Annotated in this window: 24 protein-coding genes; 7 read left to right on the top strand and 17 right to left on the bottom strand. The window is 36.4% G+C overall.

Going from position 1 to position 25,623, the window contains the following annotated elements:
* The 3 genes from LNP19_RS02995 to LNP19_RS02985 all read right to left on the bottom strand — a co-directional run bounded on the left by LNP19_RS02995 (position 1) and on the right by LNP19_RS02985 (position 2,043).
* Positions 1–810, bottom strand: a complete 810-nt coding sequence (locus tag LNP19_RS02995) for an undecaprenyl-diphosphate phosphatase (RefSeq protein WP_230063336.1) — start codon at positions 808–810, stop codon at positions 1–3.
* Positions 811–872: 62 nt separating this feature from the next.
* Positions 873–1,115: a DUF3098 domain-containing protein gene (locus LNP19_RS02990; protein ID WP_230063335.1), complete on the bottom strand. Its 243-nt coding sequence runs from the start codon at positions 1,113–1,115 to the stop codon at positions 873–875.
* A gap of 52 nt (positions 1,116–1,167) precedes the next feature.
* Complete coding sequence (locus LNP19_RS02985) at positions 1,168–2,043, bottom strand: cell division protein FtsX (protein ID WP_230063334.1); 876 nt, start codon at positions 2,041–2,043, stop codon at positions 1,168–1,170.
* A 216-nt stretch (positions 2,044–2,259) separates the two neighbouring features.
* Between LNP19_RS02985 and LNP19_RS02980 the strand changes: the two genes are divergently transcribed.
* Positions 2,260–5,295: a leucine--tRNA ligase gene (locus LNP19_RS02980; RefSeq protein ID WP_230063333.1), complete on the top strand. Its 3,036-nt coding sequence runs from the start codon at positions 2,260–2,262 to the stop codon at positions 5,293–5,295.
* 178 nt (positions 5,296–5,473) lie between these two features.
* Positions 5,474–6,163, top strand: a complete 690-nt coding sequence (locus LNP19_RS02975; RefSeq protein WP_230063332.1) for a zinc metallopeptidase — start codon at positions 5,474–5,476, stop codon at positions 6,161–6,163.
* A gap of 111 nt (positions 6,164–6,274) precedes the next feature.
* On the opposite strand, the gene LNP19_RS02970 is transcribed toward LNP19_RS02975, so the two are convergent.
* From LNP19_RS02970 to LNP19_RS02960, 3 genes are all read right to left on the bottom strand, one after another.
* Positions 6,275–6,745 (bottom strand): Lrp/AsnC family transcriptional regulator, encoded by a 471-nt coding sequence (locus LNP19_RS02970; RefSeq protein ID WP_230063331.1) that lies wholly within the window; start codon positions 6,743–6,745, stop codon positions 6,275–6,277.
* Between the two features lie 167 nt (positions 6,746–6,912).
* The gene (locus LNP19_RS02965) at positions 6,913–7,662 is read right to left on the bottom strand and encodes a uroporphyrinogen-III synthase (protein ID WP_230063330.1); all 750 of its coding nucleotides are present in this window, start codon (positions 7,660–7,662) and stop codon (positions 6,913–6,915) included.
* Between the two features lie 12 nt (positions 7,663–7,674).
* On the bottom strand, positions 7,675–8,346 hold the full coding sequence (locus tag LNP19_RS02960) for a DUF4271 domain-containing protein (RefSeq protein ID WP_230063329.1): 672 nt from the start codon (positions 8,344–8,346) through the stop codon (positions 7,675–7,677).
* A 104-nt stretch (positions 8,347–8,450) separates the two neighbouring features.
* Here LNP19_RS02960 and LNP19_RS02955 point away from each other — a divergent pair, with 104 nt between their 5' ends.
* The 3 genes from LNP19_RS02955 to LNP19_RS02945 are packed head-to-tail and all read left to right on the top strand — an operon-like array spanning position 8,451 to position 11,029.
* A complete protein-coding gene (locus LNP19_RS02955; protein WP_230063328.1) occupies positions 8,451–9,176 on the top strand; it encodes a polyprenol monophosphomannose synthase in 726 nt (241 codons plus the stop codon).
* A gap of 11 nt (positions 9,177–9,187) precedes the next feature.
* A complete protein-coding gene (locus LNP19_RS02950; RefSeq protein WP_230063327.1) occupies positions 9,188–10,528 on the top strand; it encodes a dihydroorotase in 1,341 nt (446 codons plus the stop codon).
* Positions 10,529–10,537: 9 nt separating this feature from the next.
* Positions 10,538–11,029: a DUF4296 domain-containing protein gene (locus LNP19_RS02945; protein WP_230063326.1), complete on the top strand. Its 492-nt coding sequence runs from the start codon at positions 10,538–10,540 to the stop codon at positions 11,027–11,029.
* Between the two features lie 7 nt (positions 11,030–11,036).
* Here LNP19_RS02945 and LNP19_RS02940 read toward each other — a convergent pair whose 3' ends face one another.
* Entirely contained in the window at positions 11,037–12,032 is a 996-nt protein-coding gene (locus tag LNP19_RS02940) for an NAD-dependent epimerase/dehydratase family protein (protein ID WP_230063325.1), read from the bottom strand.
* Positions 12,033–12,158: 126 nt separating this feature from the next.
* On the opposite strand from LNP19_RS02940, the gene tyrS reads away from it, so the two are divergent.
* The gene (gene tyrS, locus LNP19_RS02935) at positions 12,159–13,451 is read left to right on the top strand and encodes a tyrosine--tRNA ligase (protein WP_230063324.1); all 1,293 of its coding nucleotides are present in this window, start codon (positions 12,159–12,161) and stop codon (positions 13,449–13,451) included.
* 59 nt (positions 13,452–13,510) lie between these two features.
* Here tyrS and LNP19_RS02930 read toward each other — a convergent pair whose 3' ends face one another.
* From LNP19_RS02930 to LNP19_RS02910, 5 genes are all read right to left on the bottom strand, one after another.
* On the bottom strand, positions 13,511–14,491 hold the full coding sequence (locus LNP19_RS02930; RefSeq protein WP_230063323.1) for a LuxE/PaaK family acyltransferase: 981 nt from the start codon (positions 14,489–14,491) through the stop codon (positions 13,511–13,513).
* 60 nt (positions 14,492–14,551) lie between these two features.
* Positions 14,552–15,508: a geranylgeranylglycerol-phosphate geranylgeranyltransferase gene (locus tag LNP19_RS02925; protein ID WP_230063322.1), complete on the bottom strand. Its 957-nt coding sequence runs from the start codon at positions 15,506–15,508 to the stop codon at positions 14,552–14,554.
* A 70-nt stretch (positions 15,509–15,578) separates the two neighbouring features.
* Entirely contained in the window at positions 15,579–16,517 is a 939-nt protein-coding gene (locus LNP19_RS02920) for a mevalonate kinase family protein (RefSeq protein ID WP_230063321.1), read from the bottom strand.
* 50 nt (positions 16,518–16,567) lie between these two features.
* A complete protein-coding gene (locus LNP19_RS02915) occupies positions 16,568–16,762 on the bottom strand; it encodes a hypothetical protein (RefSeq protein ID WP_230063320.1) in 195 nt (64 codons plus the stop codon).
* Positions 16,763–16,803: 41 nt separating this feature from the next.
* Positions 16,804–17,886, bottom strand: coding sequence for a diphosphomevalonate decarboxylase (locus LNP19_RS02910; protein ID WP_230063319.1), 1,083 nt, complete (start codon positions 17,884–17,886; stop codon positions 16,804–16,806).
* A 256-nt stretch (positions 17,887–18,142) separates the two neighbouring features.
* On the opposite strand from LNP19_RS02910, the gene LNP19_RS02905 reads away from it, so the two are divergent.
* Entirely contained in the window at positions 18,143–18,619 is a 477-nt protein-coding gene (locus LNP19_RS02905; protein WP_230063318.1) for a TspO/MBR family protein, read from the top strand.
* A gap of 9 nt (positions 18,620–18,628) precedes the next feature.
* On the opposite strand, the gene LNP19_RS02900 is transcribed toward LNP19_RS02905, so the two are convergent.
* The 5 genes from LNP19_RS02900 to LNP19_RS02880 all read right to left on the bottom strand — a co-directional run bounded on the left by LNP19_RS02900 (position 18,629) and on the right by LNP19_RS02880 (position 25,597).
* Positions 18,629–19,369: a hypothetical protein gene (locus tag LNP19_RS02900; protein WP_230063317.1), complete on the bottom strand. Its 741-nt coding sequence runs from the start codon at positions 19,367–19,369 to the stop codon at positions 18,629–18,631.
* Positions 19,370–19,502: 133 nt separating this feature from the next.
* Positions 19,503–20,711, bottom strand: a complete 1,209-nt coding sequence (locus LNP19_RS02895) for a BaiN/RdsA family NAD(P)/FAD-dependent oxidoreductase (protein ID WP_230063316.1) — start codon at positions 20,709–20,711, stop codon at positions 19,503–19,505.
* Entirely contained in the window at positions 20,708–21,385 is a 678-nt protein-coding gene (locus LNP19_RS02890; protein ID WP_230063315.1) for a glycerophosphodiester phosphodiesterase, read from the bottom strand. The genes LNP19_RS02895 and LNP19_RS02890 overlap by 4 nt, the downstream gene beginning before the upstream one ends.
* A gap of 87 nt (positions 21,386–21,472) precedes the next feature.
* Complete coding sequence (locus tag LNP19_RS02885) at positions 21,473–23,350, bottom strand: glycoside hydrolase family 13 protein (RefSeq protein WP_230063314.1); 1,878 nt, start codon at positions 23,348–23,350, stop codon at positions 21,473–21,475.
* Between the two features lie 132 nt (positions 23,351–23,482).
* Entirely contained in the window at positions 23,483–25,597 is a 2,115-nt protein-coding gene (locus LNP19_RS02880; RefSeq protein WP_230063313.1) for a glycoside hydrolase family 97 protein, read from the bottom strand.
* Between the last annotated feature and the right edge of the window lie 26 nt (positions 25,598–25,623).

Here is a 25,623-nt window from a genome sequence, read left to right as displayed (position 1 = left end):
TTATTTTAGGTATGTGAAATAGATAAGTAAAAAAGAACCAACAATGATTCGGTACCAGCCCCAAGGTTTGAAGCCATATTTTTTTATAATTTCAATAAAAAATTTAATGGCTAAAACTGCAACGATAAAAGCAATTACATTTCCAATTAGAAACATTTTAATATTCTCATCGGATTTCAAGATGAGTTCATAGCCTTTCATTTGAGAGGTTTCGTATGTCTTTAAAAAAACCGAATAACAGCTTACCGCCAGCATTGTAGGAACCGCTAGAAAAAAAGAGAATTCGGCTGCGGCATGGCGAGTTAATCCTTGTTGCATTCCGCCAATGATAGAAGCTGCTGATCTGCTTGTTCCGGGCATCATAGCCAAGCATTGCCAAAATCCAATGGTTACTGCTTTTTTTATGGTAATGTCTTCTTCTCGGTCAACAGTTGGACTTTGAAAATGACGGTCAATAAAAAGTAATACGATTCCGCCTAGAATCAATACAATGGCAATAGGAACCGGATTGCCCAGAACGGCTTCGATTTTATCGTCAAATAATTTTCCCAGAACCAAAGCCGGAATTACCGCGGCGGCCAATTTAATATAAAAATTGAATTTAGAAAAGTCGAAAAACTTCTTCCAATACAAAGCGACTACCGCCAAAATGGCTCCAAATTGAATGGAAACCTGAAAAAGTTTGACAAAATCATCTTCTTGGATGCCAAAATAAGAGCTAACAAATACCATGTGGCCAGTTGAGGAAACAGGAAGATATTCAGTCAATCCTTCGATAATTGCAATTAGAAACGCTTGTAATGTATTCATTTTTTGAGAAAGTTTTCGGTTTTCAGTCAGTTACTAACTGAACGCTGAATACTGTTTACTGTTTACTGTTTTTTTGGATTCTTTAGAATGGCATAAATAGTGATTCCAAAACCAATTAGAACAGTAGTGGGAGCCAAACGGATTCTTCTGAAATTGAAGATTTCATCGCTGTATACATTAGGATCGTCACTTCCTCCTCCAGACATTAGAATAAATCCTAAAGCAATTACGCCAATCCCAATGAATAGAATTTTGTAATTTATTTTTCCGAAAAGGAATTCGTGTTTGTGTTCGTTGTTTTTCATGTTGTTTTTTTAAAATTCTGAAATCTAAAATCGGTAATCTTCAATCTTAAATCTAATAAAGATCGTCCGTTCTTAAGTTTAAGAATCGTTGTGTGGCAAAATGAGTACTCAACCATGTGATTAAAATCCCAATTCCAAAAACGGCCAATAAAACTAAAAGAATCAATATTTTGTCGTCAAGGATTCCTAGATCCGGGAAACTGGTTTCTACATAAATCAATAAACCAATCAATGCCAAGATGGCTAAACCGGATCCTATCATTCCTAATTTGATGCTGCGCATTACAAAAGGTTTTCTAATGAATGTTTTTGTAGCACCTACCATTTGCATGGTTTTAATGATGAATCGGTTAGAATGAATTGATAAGCGCAAGGAGCTGTTGATTAATAAAACGGCTATGAAAGTAAGGAATCCGCTGATGATTAAAATCCACATACTCACTTTCTTGATATTGTCATTTACCAGATTTACTAATTGTTTGTCGTACACAATATCAGCAATCATCGGATTTGTTCGAAGTTGTTTCTCAATTTTTACGATACTGTCTTTCACGACATAATCGGCTTTTAAGTGAATGTCGTAGGAGTTTTGCAAAGGGTTTTCGCCTAGAAAAGTCATGAAATCTTCGCCAATGATATCCGTATGCTGTTTTGCGGCAGCTTCTTTGGAAACATACACATTCGACTTGGCATAAGGAGCAATTTTTAGTTGTCCTCCAAAAGCTTTTAGGATAGTGTCATTGGCCTCGTTCTTGAAGAAGACTGTCATGGCAATTTTTTCTTTAAAATCGTCAGCCAGTTTTTTCGAATTTATAATGAAAAGACCTAATACGCCCAGTAAAAATAAAACCAAGAATACACTTAGTACTACCGAAAAATAAGAGGAAATTAACCTGCGTTTTTGAAACTTATCAAATGAAGAACTCATAGTTTATTTTAATTATGGGGTAAAAATAATAAAGAATTTCTTTATTTAAAGTTAATAACGCTCAAAGTTTTGACTTTCGTACAATAAACGTAAATTTGCCGCTTGATAATTCATTGTCGGAAAACCGATACGGCTTTGTCACTTTGCAACTTTGAACCTAATGGAAGGCTGTAGTTTAGCACAAGCAGATTCCGTAAAAAACATATTTTAAAGAGAATGAAATACAATCCGAACGAAGTAGAAGCCAAATGGCAAAAGTATTGGGCAGAAAATCAAACTTTTGCTGCATCAAATAATTCTGACAAACCAAAGCATTATGTTTTGGATATGTTTCCTTATCCATCGGGAGCGGGACTGCATGTAGGGCATCCGCTGGGTTACATTGCTTCGGATGTGTATTCAAGATACAAAAGACACCAAGGTTTTAATGTATTGCACCCAATGGGTTATGACAGTTTTGGATTGCCAGCGGAGCAATACGCAATTCAAACCGGCCAACGTCCGGAAGATACCACTCGTGTAAATATCGATGGCGGCGTTGATAAAGAAGGAAATGCAATTGCAGGATACAGAAAGCAATTGGATAAAATCGGATTCTCCTTCGATTGGGCTCGTGAAGTGCGCACTTCAAATCCGGATTATTACAAACATACCCAATGGATTTTTATTCAATTATTCAATTCTTGGTACAACAAAAACAGCGATAAGGCCGAGGATATTTCGACTTTGACGGCTATTTTCGAAAAAGAAGGGAATGCAAATGTGAATGCAGTTTGCGATGATAATATTGAGCCTTTTTCAGCTGCTGAGTGGAATGCTTTTGCAAAAGAACAACAAGAGAAAATCCTTTTGCAATACCGTTTGACTTATTTAGCAGAAACCGAAGTAAATTGGTGTCCGGGATTAGGAACGGTTTTGGCCAATGACGAAATCATTAATGGCGTTTCGGAGCGTGGGGGTTATGCAGTTATTCGAAAAAAAATGACCCAATGGAGCATGCGTATTTCGGCTTATGCAGAACGCTTGTTGCAAGGTCTGAATGATATCGATTGGAGCGAAAGCATCAAGGAAAGTCAAAGAAACTGGATTGGAAAATCGGTTGGCGCAATGGTTAAGTTCAAACTGAGTAATTCACAACTCACAACTCACAACTCACAACTTTTTGTTGAAGTTTTCACAACGCGTCCTGATACTATTTTTGGTGTGACCTTCATGACTTTGGCGCCAGAACACGAATTGGTCGCTCACATCACAACTCCGGAACAAAAAGCGGCTGTTGAAGCTTATATCGAAAAAACGGCAAAACGTTCCGAAAGAGAGCGTATGGCTGATGTAAAAACAATCTCGGGCGTATTTACCGGAGCTTATGCGGAACATCCGTTTACTAAGGAGCCAATTCCGGTTTGGATTGGCGATTATGTTCTCGCAGGTTATGGAACAGGCGCTGTGATGGCGGTTCCTTGCGGAGACGAAAGAGATTATGCTTTTGCGAATTTCTTCAAAGGGCAAAACGGAATGCCCGAAATTAAAAATATTTTTGCCAATGCAGATATTTCTCAAGCGGCTTACGGATCAAAAGACAATGTGGTTATTGCCAATTCGGATTTCCTAAATGGCATGAATTATAAAGAAGCAACCAAGAAAGTCATTGAAGAACTGGAAAAATTAAACCAAGGTTACGGGAAAATTAATTATCGCCTGCGTGATGCGGTTTTCTCCCGCCAAAGATATTGGGGAGAACCCTTTCCGGTGTATTATGTAAATGGCTTGCCACAAATGATTGATGCGAAACATTTGCCTATCATCTTGCCGGAAGTTGAGAAATATTTACCAACAGAAGACGGTTTGCCGCCTTTAGGAAACGCCTTAGTTTGGGCTTGGGACAGTGTTCAGTGCGCAGTGGTTAGTACACAGTTAGTGGATAATAAAACGATTTTTCCATTAGAATTGAACACCATGCCAGGTTGGGCAGGAAGTTCATTTTACTGGATGCGCTATATGGATCCACACAATGAAAATGAATTTGCCAGCAAGGAAGCCTTGGCTTACTGGGAAAGCGTGGATTTATACATTGGCGGAAGTGAGCACGCAACCGGTCACTTATTGTATTCTCGTTTTTGGAACAAATTCCTAAAAGACAAAGGTTTTGCGCCAACAGAAGAACCCTTCAAAAAACTGATCAATCAGGGAATGATTTTGGGAACGAGTGCTTTTATGTATTATATATTTTACTCGGTAATTAATCAAGAGACGGGAGATGTTATTATTGATAAAAAGAAGGTCCTTATTTCAAAAGATTTGTATTGGAAAACGCTTCGAACTAACGATAAGGAGGAGATAAATAATATTGCGAGAAAATATATTTCTTCAGATGTTTTATCTGATATAGATAATGGGAAATTACATTTAATGTTGCCAATAAATTCTACACATGTTCATGTTTCTTTGGTTAATACTTCAGATGAATTAAATATTGAGAAATTTAAATCACATCCAATTTATTCTTCTGAATATAAAAACGCCGAATTTGAATTGGAAAATGGCAAATACATCGTTGGCCGCGAAGTCGAAAAAATGTCGAAATCCAAATACAATGTAGTAACTCCAGATGATATTTGTAATGAATACGGGGCGGATACATTACGTTTATACGAAATGTTCTTAGGTCCTTTAGAGCAAGCAAAACCTTGGAACACGGCGGGTATTTCGGGAGTATTTGGTTTCTTGAAAAAACTGTGTCGTTTGTATTTTGACGAAAATGGTATGATTGTAACCGATGAAGTGCCAACGAAAGACAACTTGAAATCATTGCACAAAACCATCAAGAAAGTATCGGAAGATATTGAGAATTTTTCTTTCAATACTTCGGTTTCTCAATTTATGATTTGTGTGAATGAATTATCTGCTCAAGGCTGTCATTCAAGAGCGATTTTAGAACCATTGGCTGTTGTAATGTCTCCTTATGCACCACACATCGCCGAGGAATTATGGTCATTATTAGGGCATGAAGGCTCAATTGCTGGGGTGGCTTTCCCGGTTTTTGAACCAGCACATTTGGTAGAAAGTAGTAAGGAATATCCGGTTTCGTTCAACGGAAAAATGCGTTTCACCATCGAATTGCCTTTGGATTTAACCAAAGAGCAAATCGAGGAAATCATCATGAAAGACGAAAGAACACAAAAACAATTAGATGGCAGAACACCGAATAAAGTGATTATTGTTCCTGGGAAAATTATCAATTTGGTAGGATAGTAAAGGCGCACTGCTGTGCGTCTTTACTATGAATATTTTTAAAATAAAATCCAAATTCTGACATCTGTTGGGATTTGGATTTTTTATTGGCATTAATTTAACTAATGTCAAATTGGCATTTTTTAAATTTGGTGTACAATTTGATGATTCCTTTGTAACTTTATAAAAACTAAGAAATATGGGAATGGGTTATTTAATTCTTGCAGGAGCAATTATGCTTTTTAGCTGGTTAGTTAGTTCAAGGCTAAAAAGTAAATTTGAGCAATATTCTAAATTACATTTGCAAAACGGAATGTCAGGTGCTGAAATTGCCGAGAAAATGCTGGCTGATAATGGAATTCGCGATGTTCGAGTGATTTCTACGCCAGGACGCTTAACGGATCATTACAATCCTATGGATAAAACGGTGAATCTGAGTGAGGCGGTGTACAATCAGCGCAATGCTGCGGCGGCTGCGGTTGCTGCTCACGAATGTGGTCATGCGGTTCAGCATGCAGTAGGTTATGAGTGGCTAACGATGCGTTCTAAGTTGGTTCCTTTTGTCAATGTGGCCTCTAGTTATATGCAATGGATTTTACTGGGAGGAATTTTATTGCTAAATACATTTCCGGGATTATTGTTGTTTGGGATCATATTGTTTGCTGCCACAACCTTGTTTTCGGTAATTACTTTGCCGGTAGAGTATGATGCAAGTCATCGTGCATTAGCATGGTTAGAGAACAAAAGAATGCTTACGCAACAAGAACAAGCAGGAGCTAAAGACGCCTTGAAATGGGCTGCCAGAACCTATGTGGTTGCTGCCTTAGGTTCTATTGCTACCTTATTGTATTATGTTTCCATATATATGGGAGGAAGCAGAAGAGAATAATAAGATAATTAGGCAATGAGTTAATTAGATAATTCTTGTTTTGTAAATAGAAGCCGTCTCATTTTGTAAATGAGTCGGCTTTTTTAATTTTCTAATTGTTATATTTTCTAATTATAACTGAATTTGTCTGTCAATTTGTTGGTCTAAGGAGATAAAGGTTTCTGTTCTGGAAACGCCTTCTATTGCTTGGATTTTAGTATTCAATAATTGCATTAAATGCTCATTGTCTCTACAGATAATTTTGATTAATATCGACCAATTCCCGGTAGTATAATGGCATTCTAGGACTTCAGGAATTTTCCTCAATTCTTTTACTGCTTCTAGGTTTCTGGCGGCTTTGTCAAGATAGACGCCTACAAAAGCCATGGTGTTGTATCCTAGTATTTTATGGTTTACGACAAATTTAGATCCCGAAATCACGCCTGATTGTTCTAGTTTTCGCAATCGCTGATGAATAGCGGCTCCCGAGATTCCTATTTTATTAGCAATTTGCAGGATTGGTTTTCGAGCATCCTCCATCAGGTCGCGTAAGATTTCTTTGTCGATGCCGTCAATTTCTACTGCCAGAGAGTTAATTTTCATGACTTTATTTTTGAAACTTAAAATAATAGTTTAGTTATAAATTTTAACCAAATTTAAATAAAAATCAACAGTTTTTTATGGAATTTATGATTTTAATGAATTCAGGTATAAAAAAACCATCAGCTTTGCTGATGGTTTTTTAATTTTATTTGAAACAGAATTAAGGATTATTTCCCTTTATTGGCTTCATTGATGTATTTTTCTAATGCCATTGTCATTGAAGGTGTTTCTCGAGTTGGAGCAAGGATATCAATTCTTAATCCGTGATCTAAAGCTTCTTTTTGAGTCGAACTTCCAAAAACAGCGATTCTGGTATTATTTTGTTTGAAATCTGGGAAATTTTTGAACAAAGATTTTATTCCGGTTGGGCTGAAAAACGCTAAAATATCATAATAAACGTCGGCCAAGTCAGAAAGATCACTCATTACTGTTTTGTAAAATATTGCCTGAGTCCAGTCCACTTTTAATCCGTTAAGAGTAATCGGAGCATCTGCATTCAATTGATCTGAAGCGGGTAAAAGGAATTTTTCGTCTTTGTATTTTTTGATCAACGGTGATAAATCGGCAAAATCTTTTGCGCCAACGTAAATTTTACGTTTTCTGTACACTACATATTTTTGCAGGTAAAAAGCAACTGCTTCTGATTGACAAAAATACTTTAATCCTTCGGGAATTTTGAATCGCATTTCATCAGCGACTCTAAAAAAATGATCTACCGCGTTTCTGCTTGTTAAAATAATTGCAGTATAATGATTAAGATCGATTTTTTGAAGTCTAATCTCTTTGGCATTAACTCCTTCTATGTGGATAAAAGGTCTGAAATCAATTTTAACTTTATGCTTTTGTTGGAGCTCAAAGTAAGGAGAATTTTCCACTTTAGGCTCGGGTTGTGACACCAAAATTGTTTTCACTTTCATATTTTAACTTTTCTAAGTGCTCCCTTTTGTGTACCAATAATACATAAAAAAATAAGGTGCTATTTCGAGAGTGCAAAGATATAAAATAAAATAAAACAACTTACTGAATATTAGTTTTTGATAGTTTTTTATTGAGATCAAATACGCTAATATATTGAAAATCAATATCATCAAAATAATAATTAACGGAATATTTTTTGATATGCTGTCGTAGTAGAATAGAATAACATTGATTGGGAGTATAAAAAGCCCTATATAAGTCCGATAAGTGACTTTTTGTAAGTTAAATTGTTCAACAAATTCCTCGATATTGAATGCGGTAGCAATTATTTTTTCAATCAGATATTTAGATAGGATAAAGAAAATTAAGAAGGTTATGATCTGTATGTAAAGTATCCAATCTGTTTTGGAAGCGTAACCAAAAAGACTCAACGAGAATTGAATAAAAAAGGCAAAAGAAATGACCTGAACTAAAAATAACGAAATGGTGAAACCGCTTTTGAGGTGGCTGCTGTCTCGGTATATTTTCGAATATTTATCGGAAAACAATAGATTTATAAAATCGCCAAATCGATTTTCATAAACAGATTTGGTTATGGCAATTATGGCAAACGACAGCACGAACAAAAGCGTGATCCAGTCTTTGTTTTCGGTTATTCTGGGATGAAGTACATGTTCAATCATAGCGGGGCAAAATTACTAATTTTTTGTATCAATCTTTTATTATAATTTTATTATGAATCAAATGCTATAAAAAGGTTACTTTTGCGGTGAAATTTTTTAGAAATATGAACGATTGTATTGTTATAATTCCTACCTATAACGAAATTGAAAATATCGAAAGCATTATCAGATCAGTGCTTTCGCAACACAAACTCTTTCATGTGCTTATCATTGACGATAATTCTCCGGATCATACCGCAGATAAGGTTCAGTTGTTACAATCGGAATTTAGCGGAAGGTTATTTTTGGAAAAACGAGAGAAAAAGTCCGGTTTAGGAACCGCTTATGTTCATGGTTTTAAATGGGCATTGGAGAAAAAATACGATTTTATTTTTGAAATGGATGCCGATTTTTCCCATAACCCTAATGATTTACAAAAACTGTATGATGCCTGCCATTTTGGTGATGCTGATTTGGCCATCGGATCGCGATATGTAACTGGTGTAAATGTGGTCAACTGGCCTTTAAGCCGAGTGTTGCTGTCTTATTTTGCGTCAGTTTATGTTCGTTTTATTACAGGAATGAAAATTCATGATGCCACGGCAGGTTTTGTTTGTTATAAAAGGCAGGTTTTGGAAGAAATCAATTTGAATAAAATACGATTTGTGGGTTATGCTTTTCAAATTGAAATGAAATACCGAACCTATTGTAAGAAATTTAGAATTGTGGAAGTTCCCATTATTTTTACCGATAGAACCAAAGGACAATCCAAAATGAGCAATTCAATTATTGTTGAAGCCGTTTTTGGGGTGATTTCTTTGAGATTGAAAAAGTTAGTTAATAGTTTATAATATAGAAAACAATGAATAGGGTTTTAATTAAGAATGCCAAAATAGTAAATGAAGGGGCGATTTTTGAAGGCGATGTATTAATTGAGAATGACTTAATTGTTGAGATTTCAGAAAGCATTAGTGCGAAATCATCGGATTGTAAAATCATTGATGCCGAAGGGAATTACCTGATTCCGGGAGCCATTGACGATCAGGTGCATTTTAGAGAGCCGGGTCTTACTTACAAAGGAGATATTGAGTCAGAGTCCAGAGCGGCTGTGGCTGGTGGGATTACCTCTTTTATAGAACAACCCAATACGGTTCCTAATGCGGTTACTCAGGAAATTCTGGAAGAAAAATACCAATTGGCTGCCGAAAAATCTTATGCGAATTATTCGTTTATGATGGGAGCTACCAATGATAATTTAGAGGAAGTTCTAAAAACAAATCCTAAAAATGTAGCGGGAATAAAAATATTTCTAGGTTCTTCAACCGGAAATATGTTGGTGGATAATGAAGCTACTTTAGAAAAAATATTTTCGAGTACGCCGATGTTAATCGCGGTACATTGTGAAGATGAGGCTACCATTAGGAATAATACGGAAAAATATAAGGCGGAATATGGAGAAGACGTTCCGGTAACGGTGCATCACCTTATCCGTAGCGAAGAGGCTTGTTATATTTCATCTTCAAAAGCGGTTGCGCTAGCCAAGAAAACAGGAGCGCGTTTGCATATTTTTCATCTGTCTACCGCCAAAGAAATGGATTTGTTTACCAACAAAATTCCATTGGAAGAAAAGAAAATTACAGCCGAAGTTTGTGTACATCATTTGTGGTTTACCAATGAAGATTATGCTACCAAAGGGAATTTAATTAAATGGAATCCTGCTGTAAAAACGGCCAATGATAGAAAAGTGCTTTGGGAAGCTTTGAATGATGGCAGAATCGATGTGGTTGCCACAGATCATGCGCCTCATACTTTGGAAGAGAAAAAGCAGCCTTATCTTAAAGCGCCTTCAGGCGGGCCGCTAGTACAGCATGCTGTTGTGGCTATGTTTGAAGCTTTTCATCAAGGGAAAATCAGCATCGAAAAAATTGTGGAGAAAATGTGTCACAATCCGGCTAAAATTTTCAAAATAGAAAAACGTGGTTTTGTCAAAGAAGGTTATTATGCCGATTTAGTTATCGTCAATCCGGGCTTGCCTTGGAGTGTGAAGAAAGAAAATATCTTGGCCAAATGCGGTTGGTCTCCATTTGAAGGTTTTACCTTTAAATCCAGAATTACCCATACTTTTGTAAACGGACAATTAGTTTACACGGCATTTAAGGTAAAAGAAATTAAGGCAGGAAAACGATTGTTGTTTGATCGATAAAAGCAAAATATGAAAAAAGCGATATCAATTTTTGTGCTTCTCATAGTATTGAGTAGCTGTAAAGAGAAAGTAGTAGAAAAACCGGAAAAACTTATCGAAAGAGGCGTTATGGTGGATATTATGTATGATTTATCGCTTTTGGAAGCTATAAGATATCAAAATCCAACTTCGGTAGAGAAGTATAAAACAAATCCTGCCGAATTTATCTTTAAAAAATATAAAATTGACAGCGCTCAATTTGCTCAAAATAATAGGTATTATGCTGCTGATTATGTCGAGTATAAAGCCATGTCTGATGAAATTCTAAAACGCATCGACCAAGAAAAAGCTGTTGCAGATTCTTTGGTGAAATTAGAAAACAAGAAAAAAACAAAGCTTAAAAAGGCCAAAATCGCTAAAGATTCTTTGGCTAAAAAAGATACTGTGAATCCTAAACGAACGCAGTTTAAGAAGCAAAATTTGGTAAAACAAGCTTTGCTAAAAAAAGAGGCTTTGCAGTAAGAGATTGTTAGGTTTTGAGTCTTGTAATTTCTTCGATGTATGAATCAATAGGAGTAAATTCAATATTCAGGAGGTCTTTAATTTTATTGTTTGAATAGTCATTTTTAGAATAGGAAGCTTTTGCTGTGGCTTTTGTAAATTGTCTTTTTTGCATAAAAAAAGTGGCTGAAATCCAATCCAGTCGCCAAACCATTTCCATCAAAAAAGGCCTCGCGTGAAGTGTCGGTTTTTTTACTTTCAAAGCGGTAGCAATGCTGTTTAGAACATCTCTAAAAATCAAGTTTTCGGCAATCAAGGTGAATCTTTCGTTGCAAATAGCGCTTATCATCAATTGATGGCTAATGCTCACTACATCACGCACAGCGATAAATCCGGTAGTTCCAAGCGTGTAAAAGGACAGGCCTTGGGCAACTTTCTTGAAAAGTAAGCCGCTTCCCTGTTCCTGAAAACCAGGACCAAGGATAACGCCCGGATTTACAATTAATATTTTTAATCCTTCTTGTTGTCCACGCCAAATTTCCATTTCGGCGCCATATTTAGAAATGGCATAATCACTGTGTGGTTTTTCCGGATTCCATTCGGTTTCTTCGGTGATAATCGTTTCATGCGCTGCTAGATCACCCAATGCCGCTATCGAACTGATGTAGCACAATTTTTTAATATCGTAGGTAAGGCAAAAATTAACGATGTTTGCGGTTCCTTCAATGTTAATTTTTCGAATTAATTCCTCGTCTTTTGGGTCAAATGAAATCAGGGCGGCGCAATGATACACTTGATCAATTCCCTCAAAAGCGTGTTCTAAGGCGGGGATATCCGTAATATCTGCCTGAATCCATCCGATAGCTTTAAATAAATCGATTTTTTGGTATAAATCAAATAGTTTTTTAGTCTTTTCGACACTTGCTGTATTGCGATAAATAGCGCGTACTTTCTCTCCATTTTCAATTAAATGAAGTAATAAATGCGCACCGACTAAACCTGTTCCTCCTGTAACTAAAATCATGCTACGAAAATACGAATATTTTTTTTCGAATAAGCTAATAAACAAATAACCGAATCCACAATAAATTTTATCTTTGCGCACACGAAGCCTTAATGGCTGAACTGACGAAAGTAAATTGATTAAAAGATGAAGAATTTTATTGAAGAAGTGACTTGGAGAGGAATGCTCCACGATGTTATGCCAGGCACAGAAGAACATTTGATGGAACAAATGCGTGTGGCGTATGTGGGAATTGACCCAACTGCCGATTCATTGCATATAGGACATTTAGTTGGAGTGATGTTATTGAAACATTTTCAGTTATCTGGACACAAACCATTGGCCTTAGTGGGCGGTGCTACAGGAATGATTGGTGATCCATCAGGAAAATCAAATGAAAGAAATTTATTGGACGAAGCGACTTTGCGTCACAACCAAGACGCTATCAAAGGACAATTAGCTCGTTTTTTAGATTTCACTTCCGATGCGCCAAATGCTGCCGAATTAGTGAACAATTACGACTGGATGAAGAATTTTTCTTTTCTGGATTTTATTCGTGATGTGGGTAAACACATTACCGTGAATTATATGATGGCCAAAGATTCGGTAAAGAAACGTTTGTCTTCTGAAGCTGCCGAAGGAATGTCATTCACAGAGTTTACCTACCAACTGGTTCAAGGATATGATTTTTTGCATTTGTACAGAGAGAAAAACTGTACGTTACAAATGGGCGGAAGCGATCAATGGGGAAATATTACCACAGGAACCGAATTAGTGCGCAGAATCGCTAGTGGGAAAGCCTATGCGTTGACTTGTCCGCTAATCACCAAAGCAGATGGAACCAAGTTTGGAAAATCCGAAGGCGGAAATATTTGGTTGGATGCTACAAGGACTTCTCCATATAAGTTTTACCAATATTGGTTGAATACATCGGATGTTGATGCCGAGAAATACATTAAGATTTTTACCTTTTTATCAAAAGAAGAAATTGAGATTTTAACAGAGAAACATAGAGAAACGCCGCATTTGCGTTTATTACAAAAACGTTTGGCCGAGGAAATTACGGTAATGGTGCATTCGGCAGAAGATTTAGAAAATGCGATTAAAGCATCGAATATTTTGTTCGGAAATTCTACTTCAGATGATTTGAAAGAATTGGATGAAGCCACTTTCTTAGATGTTTTTGATGGTGTCCCTCAAGCTGAAATTGCAAGAAATGAAATGGAAGCCGGAATTGATATTGTGGCTGTTTTGAATGAAAAAACAGGATTTTTCAAATCGAATGGGGAAGCCAGACGTGCTTTGACTGCCAATTCGATTTCGGTAAACAGAGAAAAAGTGAAAGAAGATTTTGTGCTTTCAGCTAATGATTTAATCAACAATCAGTTTGTGTTGTTACAAAGCGGAAAGAAAAATTATTTTGTGGTTAGAATAGTTTAACTGTTGAACCGTTTAATTGTTGAACCGATTTACTGAATTAACAAATAACGAATCAACTTTTAAATAACCATTAAATTACAACCTCTAATATCCGAATTATCAAAACGTCCCAATACCTCGAAAGAGTTGTTGGGATTTTTTTTGCCCAAATCCTGCGTGGCAATAAAGGAACAGGAATTGATATTGGCCAAATCAATTACGTTGATGCCGCCGGTTTTTCCGTCTTTTATGTAAGTCAAAGCATCTTCGGTATCGCGAACGAGGATTTGCATCCAGGAAGGGCATTCAAATATGCCTTCGCCAAGAGAATAGGCTTGCGAAAGCAATTCGGTCATACCATATTCTGAATGAATGGCCGAAACGCCAAAACCTTCACAAAGTTGCTGGTGCAGTTCTTCGCGAATCATTTCTTTGCGCTTGCCTTTCATTCCGCCAGTTTCCATGATGATGGTATGTTGCAGTTGAAAAGGGTGTTTTTCGATTAAATCCAATAAGGCATAAGTAACACCAATAAGAATTACATTTTGTCCGGCTTGGTCTAATTCGAGTAGTTTTTTGATCAGTTCGTCGTGGTTATGCAAATAAAAACCGCTCTCGGGCTGATTGGATAATTGAATCAAATCTTCGACCATGTAAATCAGTGACGAACCCTCGCGTTCCAAATAGGATGGAAGCAAGGCCAAAACAACATAATCTTCAATGTTTCCATAAAATTGAGAAAATGCTTTTCGATAACTTTCCTCATAGATAGAAGCATCAGTTACCAGATGTTTGCTGGTAATCATTCCGGTTGTTCCACTGCTGGTGAAGGTTTCTTCGATGGCGTCAGTATTGGAAACCACAGCATGGCTTTTGAAAAATTGTATAGGTAAAAATGGGATTTGAACCAATGATTTTACCTTTTGCACATCTACTTTTAGGTAATTGCAGAATTCCTGATAGACTAAATTGTTTTCATATTGGTAACGAAATACTTTTAAGGCTATTTTTTCAAATTGCTTCTGGTTCGAAATGGCAAATATATCGGCGGCTGTAATCAAGAATTTTTTTGTAAAGATATTAATATTTTAGGAAGTCTTTTGTAGCTGTTTTTTTTAAAGCTAAATGATTAAAAGTATCTTTTTGCCATTCCATAATACAGACGGATCGATAAGAACAATTGAAAAAACTCCAGCAACAATAAGAAACTTTAAGATGTTGTGAAGTAGTAAATATTCTCCTTTACGGTCGGATTTCCATAAGTATAAGAGGAAGAAAATAAGGACAATCAGGCAAGAATAAAAATAAATGTCCATATAGCCCACGTCATAGATTTCAATCAGAACATAGACTGGGATTATGGTCAAAAACGTTAAAGCGGTTATGATTTTTTTAGCAACCAATTCGCCCAGAATAATCGGGATGGTTTGGTAGCCATTCGCCAAATCTCCTTTTATGTTTTCTAAATCTTTAATCATTTCACGTATAAGCAGTAGCAGAAATAGGAAGTTGGCGTGTGCAAAAATTACCGCAAGATGATCCTTGTAGTTTTCGATTTCTTCAAATGTAAGTTTGAAATAATAATGCAGTAATATGGCGAAAAAAGGAATTACAGCCAGTAAAGCCGCCATTAGATTTCCTACAACAGGGATTTTTTTTATTTTATGAGAATAGAACCAGATTAAGAAAATATAAACCGAAAAGAATAAAAAAGCACGCCAAGAAACGACCAAAGCCATCAAAGCCGCAATGAAATTTAGCGTAAAATAAACGTTTAATTTCGTTTTCTGGCTGACCAATCGATCCAGCATGGATTTATTAGGGCGGTTGATCAAATCTTTTTTGCTGTCGTAAAAATTATTGATAATATAGCCGGAAGCAATTGTTATGGCCGAGGCAAAAACCAGCAGGAACAAGTGAAAATCTAATAATACGGCAAGTGCTCTTTTTTCGGGGGCAAGAATAAATATGGCCGAAAGATATTGAGCAAGAATAATAACTGGAATGTTGTACCCTCTAACGACAGAGAACAAACTGACAATTTTCATGATGAGAAGTTTGTGCTGTCTGCTTAACATTATAGGATTTTAAAGTTTAGCCCTTTCGTTTTGTTTAGGGTATAATTAGATTGTATTTTTTTGAATTAAATTAAAACTGATAAACCACTTCCAGTTTATAATCTTTCAAAGCAATTTTTGCTTTTTCTAAGTCTTGGGTAAAACCAAGAATATAACCACCACCGCCAGATCCGCATAATTTTAGGTAATAATCATTGGTGTCAATTCCTTTTTGCCAAATGGCATGAAATTGCTCCGGAATCATCGGTTTGAAGTTGTTCAAAACTACTCTTGAAAGTTTCTTGGTGTTCAAAAACAATGATTTCATATCTCCGCCCAAGAAATTCTCAACACAGGCATCAGTGTATTTTACAAATTGGTTTTTTAGCATCGCACGGAATCCTTTGTCTTTTAGGTTTTCCATGAAAATATTGACCATCGGGGCAGTTTCTCCCACAATTCCTGAATCTAATAGAAACACGGCGCCTTTGCCATCAAGACTTTGATTCGGAATTCCGGTAGCCTCGATATTGTCTTTGGAATTGATTAAAATAGGGATGCTTAAATAGCTGTTTAAAGGATCTAATCCGGAACTTTTTCCGTGAAAAAAACTTTCCATTTGAGAAAATATAGCTTTAAGTTGCAATAGTTTTTCGCGAGTCAAATTCTCAAGAACCGTAATTTTATCCTGGGCATATTTGTCATAAATAGCAGCAACTAAAGCGCCACTACTTCCCACACCGTAGCCTTGTGGAATGCTGGAATCAAAATACATTCCAGTCTCAATGTCATTTTTTAATGTCTCTAAATCAAAAGCGACTAATTCAGGCTGTTCACTTTGTAAAGTGCCTAAATAAGTGGCAAAACGGTTCAAGCTGGCATTGGATGCAAGGGCTTCGGCAGAAGGATTTTCATCTCTTTTTAATGCCCCGTTATAAAAATTATAAGGAATAGACAGTCCTTTAGAGTCGCGAATAATTCCGTATTCTCCAAAGAGTAATATTTTTGAGTAAAATAAGGGTCCTTTCATATGTATTTAAAAATTAACGACTTAATAGTGATAATTTATTTTGACTAATTTTAAAAATCGACGATATCGCCTCGATTTTCTTTTTGTATCACAAGATTGATTTCTTCTTGTTGTTCCGAAGATAATTCTTTGAAAGAATTTTTTTTCTCCGATTGTAAAATGCTTCTTACTGCTTCAATTATGGCTTTGTCATCCGTTTCTAACAGCATTTTTATCAATTCCAGTTTTTCTGATTGAATGTCCATGATTTCAGCTATTTAGAGCTAAAGGTATGAAAAAAAATGTATTATAACTGCATTGCGCCATTTCCTAACGAATCGCAAAGGTACTGCCCATTTTGACAAAAGCCAACTAATTCTTGTTGAATAAATTGTAATACAGTAGCGCTAACGTTTTCGGGATACAAAACATGTACATTGGCACCGGCATCCAGCGTGAAACAAATTGGAATTTTAGTGTCATTTCTGAATTTCCAAATGGCATTGATGATTTCCAAGGTATTGGGTTTCATCAATATAAAATACGGCATCGAGGTCATCATCATGGCATGTAAGGTCAAAGCTTCGCTTTCGACAATTTTAATGAATTCTTCCAGATTCCCGCTTTCAAAAATAGAAATCAGCTTATCCAGGTTTTCATGCGCTTGTGCAAATCGCCTTTCGGCAAAAGGATGGTTGTGCATCAAGTCATGTCCCAGAGTGCTGGAGACTTGTTTTTCGCCTTTATCGACTAATAAGATGGTGTCTTGATAATTCTTGAAGTTCTTATGAATAGTATAAGGAAATTCCACGCCATACAAATCGGAACTGTCTTTAATATTGGCCTGATTTCCCCAAACTACGACCTCGCCTTTCACACTGCGGCAGGCGCTGCCAGATCCTAATCGGGCCAGAAAAGAGGCTTTTTGATAAAAGTAGTCTTCGGTCATTTCAGGATTTAATGCTTTTTCCAAACTCATTAGGTTCATCGCCAAAGCCGCCATCCCAGAAGCCGAAGAGGCAATCCCCGAGCTGTGTGGAAAGGTATTTTCAGTATCAATCGTAAAATGATAGTCTTTCAAAAAAGGCAAATAGATTTCAATTCGTTCCAGGAATTTTTGGATTTTTGGTTTGAAATCTTCTTTTGGTTTTCCTTCAAAAAGCAAATCAAAAGAAAAAGTATCTTGTTTTTCTTTCTTGGCAAAAGCCATTTTAGTAGTCGTTTTGCAATTGTTCAGAGTAAAACTCACCGATGGATTGGCCGGAATCTGATCATCTTTTTTCCCCCAATATTTTACCAAAGCAATATTGCTGGGCGCACTCCAGTGGAAATTGCCTTGTTCCACATTTTGAGAATAAGAAGTAGGAATAAAATCGTTTGCTGAAAACATGAATTTTAAAATTTTGACAAAGATACTTTTTTTGGCGAATAGCTTTATTCCTTTAATTGAATTTAATCAGTAGAAATCTTAAAGTAAATTTAATCGTAGAAAAAGAATCCTGTATTAGTATTCCTATTTTAAAAAATAGTTTAATATTGCGTCTGTTTAGATGCAATCAATTACGTTTTCTAGAGTGATTGGGCTTAGAAGGGATTAAGTTGTTATTGTTTTAAAACATTTGATTTCTAATTTAAAAATTATCAAAATGAATAAAATTACTAAAATACTTATTGTTGTTGTTACTTGTCTAGCTATCGGTTATTTTTCTGGTATTGTGACCCGTTCCAGTATTGAAACCTGGTATCCTACCTTGATAAAACCGAGTTTTAATCCGCCCAATTGGGTTTTTGCTCCAGTGTGGAGTATGCTGTATATTATGATGGGAGTTGCGGCGGCACTAGTTTGGGACCGAATGGAATCCGATAAGGAAGCGGTCAAAAGAGCCTTGCTCATTTTTGCAATTCAATTGGCTTTAAATGCTTTGTGGTCCTATTTGTTTTTTGGATTACACAACCCGATGCTTGCCGGAATCGAGATTGTATTGTTGTGGTTATTAATTTATGAAACCTATATCCATTTTTCCAAAATCAATAAAATAGCGGGTTATTTAATCTTGCCTTATTTGGCTTGGGTAAGTTTTGCGACGGTGTTGAATGCCAGTATTTGGTGGTTGAACCGTTAGTGATTTGCTTTACAGTTTTTTAAACTCAAGATGTTTGCTCATTAAAAAATCCATTATAGACAGGACGGTGCTACTCTCTAAAAGAGTTTTGGATTTGGGGTCAGCATCACAAAATTGAAGAAAGAGTTCAATCTCATCCGGTTTTAACTTTAAAGTTTCAGTGTAAAATTTTTGATCACAGCTGCTTTTTGCCAGTGCTGTAAATGGAATAGGAGGAGTTTTTTTCTTGACTTTCTCTTTTTCTTTGGCAAATAGACCAAAAAGGAGACCTCCAATTCGCATAAAATTCATTCCATTTTCTATTGTTCCATTGTTGACCCCAATAATTTTTGGGGCTCTGGACGCTTTTTTAATTGCTAATTCAGATAGCTTTTCTTGTTCATACGGACTATCTAAATCCAATTGGATGGAAGGCATTGTTGTAATTAAAACTTCTTCCAGTTCTTCTGGCTTTAGAACCAATTGAATCAGGAGATTGTTTTTGTCAAGGGTATTTTGATCCATTACAATTTTTTTGATAATGTGGTTTTTCGAAATAAAAACCAGTTCATCCCCTTTTTTTACAAGTATAGAGAATTGCCCTGAGGCGCTTGTAATGGTTGTTTCTTTTGAATTAAAATTCGCAACTTCGACTTTGGCCAGAGCAAATTGTTCTTGTACAACTTTGCCACGGATTATTTTTTCAGATTGTGAAAAAGTTACTTGTACAAGTAAGAAAGCGAATAGCGCAGAGATATGATATTTAAGCATTTACATCAATTTGCTTACAAACATATTCAAATTGGACTTGTGTAGCTGAGAAATATCTTATAAATTAATGTTAATCAAAAATTAATTCTTTCTTAATTGTAATCCATATGGTTTTCAATTGTTTAGTGATTTTTTAAATGTTGTTGGCCAAAATAAACCCACTCGTCCAGGCATTCTGAAAATTAAATCCGCCGGTAATGGCATCGATATTGACGATTTCTCCGGCAAAATAAAGGTTTTCATGTAGTTTACTTTCCATGGTTTTGAAATTGATTTCTTTTAAATCGATTCCGCCAGCGGTTACAAATTCTTCCTTAAAAGTGCTTTTTCCGTTAACTTGAAAAGACGCATTCGTTAGCTGATCAGCCAAATTTTGCAATTGAACTTTAGATAAATCGGCCCATTTGGTTTCCGTTTCAATGCCAGAGGCAAGAACCAGACTTTCCCACAAGCGATTTGGGAAGTCGAAAGGGGATTTTTTAGAAACAGCCTTTTTGGCGTTTTCTTGTTTTAAATCTTTCAGGATTTTTTCGGCTTCGGAAGTTTCAATGTCATTGAGCCAATTGACGAAAATGGTGAACTGGTAATTTTTATCATGCAAGATGCGCGCTCCCCAAGCCGATAATTTCAAAATTGCAGGACCGCTCATGCCCCAATGCGTGATTAACAATGGTCCCGTTGAGGTCAGTTTTGTGTCTTTTACTTTTACGCTGACTTGCGCCGCAACGCCAGGCAATTCTTTGATTCTGGAATCTTTGATGTTGAAGGTGAATAAGGAAGGAACCGGACTGACAACCGCATGGCCGAAAGTTTGTAGCATTTCCCAGACTTTAGGGTTGCTTCCTGTGGCCAAAATTAGTTTCGTGGCAATATAATTTTCGTTTTGGGTTTCTATTTTCCAGAAATCATCTTTTTTGAAAATCGATTGTACACTCTGGCCTGTAAGAACCGTAATTCCCAGTTTTTGGGTGGCTTTGAGGAAGCAATCAATGATAGTTTGAGAGGAATTTGAAACGGGAAACATTCGTCCTTCATCTTCAATTTTGAGTTCCACGCCGTGTTTTTCGAACCATTCAATCGTGTCTCCGGAGCAAAACTGATGAAAAGGACCGCGTAATTCTTTTTCGCCTCGCGGATAAAATTTTACCAATTCGTTGGGTTCAAAACAAGCATGGGTCACATTGCAACGTCCGCCACCTGAAATACGTACTTTTTGGAGTACTTCGTTGCCGCGTTCTAAAATGGCTACTTTCAATTTTGGGTTTTTCTCCACAATATTGATGGCTGTGAAAAAACCTGCAGCGCCACCGCCCACTATAATTATATCAAAATTCTGGTTCATATTCTATCTGGAAAATCGGTGATGATTCCGTTTACGTTAAATGATTTTATTTTTTTAAGGTCTTCCTGTTCGTTGACGGTCCAAGGGAAAACTTGGAAGCCTTTTTCTTGCATTCGTTTTGTGTTCTCTTTCGTCAATAAATGAAAGTGCGGATGAATTGATTTTGCCTGAATGAATTTGGCGAAAGCCAAAGCCAAGTCCAAATTTGTTTCTGTCAATATCCCAATCGGGATTTCATCGTTTAGAAACCGAATTTGTTGCAAGGCGTTCCAATCAAAGCTGGAAACCAGAAAACAATCGTACTGCCAGTTTTTTTCCGAAACATACTTTTCGATTAGTTCCGTGACTTTAGCGGCAGTTTCGTAGGTTTTTAATTCGATATTGATCACGCAATTTTGGTTTACCAAATCGAATACTTCCTGTAAGGTGGGAATTTCGTGTTTGTTTTCGATCAGGACACTTTTCAATTCGTGCAAAGATAGTTTATTTACCAAACCTTTTCCGCTCGTCGTTCTGTCGATTGTTTCATCATGAATGACTATGAGTTCCCCGTCAGCGCTCAGATGAACATCTAATTCTATGCCATCCACTTGCATATCCAATGCTTTTTGGAAAGAAATTAAGCTGTTTTCAGGCGCATGTCCTTTGGCTCCGCGATGACCTATTTTGAGCATTGCTTTTATTTTTGGTAAAGGTATGCTAAAATAAAAAAGCAACAATTGAAATCAATTGCTGCTTTTGGTTTATGAGTTTTTTTGAATTTATTCTAGTTCTAGAACTAGAGCTGATTTTGGTTCTAAGGTAATTTCAGATGTCAAATCGAATTTTTTATCTGTTAGAATATCTTTTCCTGTTTTGAAATTCTTGATGTTTTCTTGGAAACGGTTTGTCTTAATAGTTTGCGGTTTTGCGTTGTTATTAAAAACTACCATTACTGTTTTGGCATCTGTATATCTGAAATAAACATAGGTATTGTTTTCTGGAATATAGTGCGTCATTTTTCCAAAGTGAACTGCTTCATTAGATTTTCTCCAATTGAATAATTTTGATGTAAAATCAAAATATTCTGCTTGTTTAGCTGTTCTGCCTTCTTTTGTAAAGGCATTGTTTGCATCGCCTTCCCATCCACCAGGGAAATCCAGACGTATTCCGCCATCACCTTGGCTTTTGTCTCCACCCATTCCAATTTCTGAACCATAATACAATTGCGGAATTCCACGAACGGTTGCCATTAATGTCATTACTAATTTGTATTTAGCAATGTCATATTTGTAAAGATCGTTGATTCTGCTTGTATCGTGATTTTCGGCAAAAACCAGAATGTTATTTGTATTTGGATACAGATAATCTAAGGCAAAATTGTTGTAAAATTTGATCATACCATTATCCCAGTTTGCTTCGTCATCATTAAAAGCCGACCCGATTTGGTTGTGTAAAGTGAAATCCATTACACTTGGTAAATTTGAATTGTAATTTTGGATTGCCCCAATTTTACTGTCTTTTTGCCAATACGCTAAATTAGCCTGATTGTGCATCCAGATTTCTCCAACAATATTAAAGTTTGGATATTCATCTGTAACTGATTTTGCCCAGTTTGCCATTGCTGCAGGATCTGAATAGTTGTACGTGTCTACTCTAAATCCGTCAAGATTTGCATATTCAATCCACCAAATTGCATTTTGAGTTAGGTATTTTGCAACTAATGGATTTTTTAAATTTAAATCTGGCATTGAAGGTACAAACCATCCATCGATACAAACTTCTTTGTCTAGTTTTGAAGCGTGAATATCGGTAATTACTTCACGTCTGTGATGTGTTTGTGTGTAGTTTTCAAATTGATTAGTCCATGTTTTTGTTGGTAAATCTTTCATCATCCAATGCGTGATTCCCCAGTGATTAGTTACATAATCCATAACCAATTTCATGTCTCTTTTATGCATTTCGTTAGATAAACGAACGTAATCTTCATTTGTTCCGTAACGCGCATCGATTTTGTAAACATCAGATTGCGCATAGGTATGATACGAATGTTCTTTGTCGTTGTCTTCGTTTAATGGCGTGTTCCAGATTGTTGTTGCCCCTAAAGATGAAATATAATCTAAGTTCTTGATGATTCCTTCGATATCACCACCATGACGTCCGCCAGGGATTGAACGATTTACTTTTTCTACTAATGAAGGATCGCTATCGTTTTTCGGATTCCCGTTTGCAAAACGATCGGGCATGATTAAGTACATCATATCCGAAGCATCGAAACTTTTGCGTTGAGCAGAATTTTCTCTTCTTTGTTTTAAAGAGTATTTTTTAGTGAAAGCAACTTTGTTTTTGTTTTTAAATGTAAAAAGTAACTCAGAAGCCGGAATGTTTTTGGTGTCAATTGTGACGAAAACATAGTTGGGATTTTCGGTTTTCTGAACGTTTTTTATGACAATATTATTTGAAACAGAAATGTCATTTTGCGCTATATTCTTGCCGTAAAACATAATCTGAAGTTCAAGATTGTGCATCCCGGCATACCAGAAAGGAGGTTCTGTTCGCTGGATTTGCGCATTTGCGGAAGCAGAGAACAATAAAACAAGCAACATTATTTTATGGAGTAAATGAATCCTTGTTTTGGAGAGTTGGTTTTTACTATTCATAATTTGAAGATATAAAATTCGATTAATAGAATTGATTCAAGCTTTTTGAGCCTTTGAAGAATCTAAAAATATTTCGGTTATTGAAAAAAGACAACTAATGATTTTAAATGGCATTAGTTGTCTTTAAAGAAATTAGTTGTTTTCGATAATGCTGATGGCATAACCTCCGCCTGGGGCAGATAACTGTGACAATTTAGATTTATTGGTCACGGTCATTTTGCGAATTTTGTATGCTTGCGGATTCGTTTTGAAATGGGCGTCCTTAGCATCTGCATAAATAGTTGCAGTGTATTTTTTGCCTTTTTCCAAGAAATCAAAGTTGATGTTTGAAGTACGGCTAATATTTCCGTTTACATTCCCCACAAACCAATTGTTAGTTCCTTTTGCTTTACGGGCAACGGTAATATAATCGCCTGGTTCTGCTTCAAGATAGTTACTTTCATCCCAATCTACAGCTACATCTTTAATGAATTGAAAAGCATCCGGAAACTGATTGTAATGCTCAATTAAATCAGCGGCCATTTGTAACGGGCTGTACATGGTTACGTACAATGCCAATTGGTTGGCAATGGTGCTGTTTACGTGCGATTTGTTGTCAGGATTCAATTTACTGATATCCATTTCGAAAATACCGGGCGTGTAATCCATTGGTCCGCCAATTAAACGGGTAAAAGGCAATATTGTTACGTGATTTGCTTTAGAACCGCCAAAAGCTTGGTACTCCGTTCCTCTTGCGGATTCGTTACCAATTAAATTTGGGTAAGTTCTGGAAATTCCTGTTGGGCGAACGGCTTCGTGTGCATTGACCATAATTTTATAATCGGCAGCTTTTTCAATAGCATACTGATAATGGTTTATCGCCCATTGGTTGTAATGGTTTTCACCACTTGGCAAAATACTACCTACATAACCACTTTTTACGGCATTGTAACCGTTGTCATTCATAAATTGGTAGGCTTTATCCATGTGGCGTTCGTAATTGCGAACAGATCCAGAAGTTTCATGATGCATAATCATTTTTACTCCTTTTGCTTTTGCGTAAGCATGAATTCCTTTTACGTCAAAATCAGGATAAGGAGTTACAAAATCAAAAACATAATCCTTTGAATGTCCAAACCAATCTTCCCAACCTTCGTTCCAACCTTCAACAAGAACTGCGTCGAAACCATGTTTAGCTGCAAAGTCAATGTATTCTTTTACGTGAGCGGTAGTGGCTCCGTGAGTTCCATTTGGTTTTGCTTTGGCGTAATCAGTTATACCTAATTGTACTGTAGGGAAATCATTGGTGTAAGCCCAAGAGCTTTTTCCGGTGATCATTTCCCACCAAACTCCAATATATTTTACAGGCTTGATCCAAGAGGTATCTTCAATTTTACAAGGATCATTTAAGTTTAATGTCATTTTTGAAGCCAGAATCTGGCGCGCATCATCACTCACAATAATCGTTCTCCAAGGCGAATGATTTGGTGCCTGCATGTATCCTTTGTCGCCGTTTGCATCCGGTGTTAACCAAGATTGAAAAATCATGTTTTTGTCATCCAAATTCAAATGCATGCACGAATAATTAATCAAGGCCGCTTCGTGTAAATTGATGTAAATCCCATCAGCCGATTTCATCATCAATGAAGTTTGAACTCCTGTTGGCGAAAAAGATTTCTGAGAAACATTTTCGGTATAGGCTTTTTCTGAAAGTCCTCTGATTTCAGATAATTTCGATTGGGTATAATCGTATTCTTGCGTATCGTAATCGCCCGGAATCCAAAAAGCGGTATGATCTCCCGCCATCGCAAATTGTGTTCTCTCTTCTTTGATTACAAAATAAGTCAGGTTTTTTTGTGTTGGGAATTCGTAACGAAAACCTAAACCATCATCAAACAAGCGGAAACGAATGATAATTTGACGGTCTGTTCCTTTTTGGTTTAAGGTTACCGCTAATTCATTGTAATGATTGCGAATTTGATTCACCTCACCCCAAACCGGTTTCCAGCTTTCGTCAAAAGTTGCCGTTTTTGTGTCAACAACAGCAAAATCATTCAACAATGATTTCGTATCGTCTTTTAGTTCTAATCCCAATTTACTGGATTTTATAACCTCTTTGTTTTTGTATTTCAGGTTGTAGCTTGGAGTTCCATCGTTGAGTAACGAAAATTCCATGACAAATTTTCCTTCGGGGGATTTCAGTTGCTGCGCTTTGCCGGTGTTGCAAAATGCAAGCAGAATGAATGCTGTTACAATTAAATTCTTCATGTTTCGGATTTTAAAAATATTAGGGG

Origin of the sequence: Flavobacterium acetivorans (assembly GCF_020911885.1) — a bacterium.
Taxonomy (GTDB): domain Bacteria; phylum Bacteroidota; class Bacteroidia; order Flavobacteriales; family Flavobacteriaceae; genus Flavobacterium; species Flavobacterium acetivorans.
This window is presented reverse-complemented; position numbering and strand designations above follow the sequence as displayed.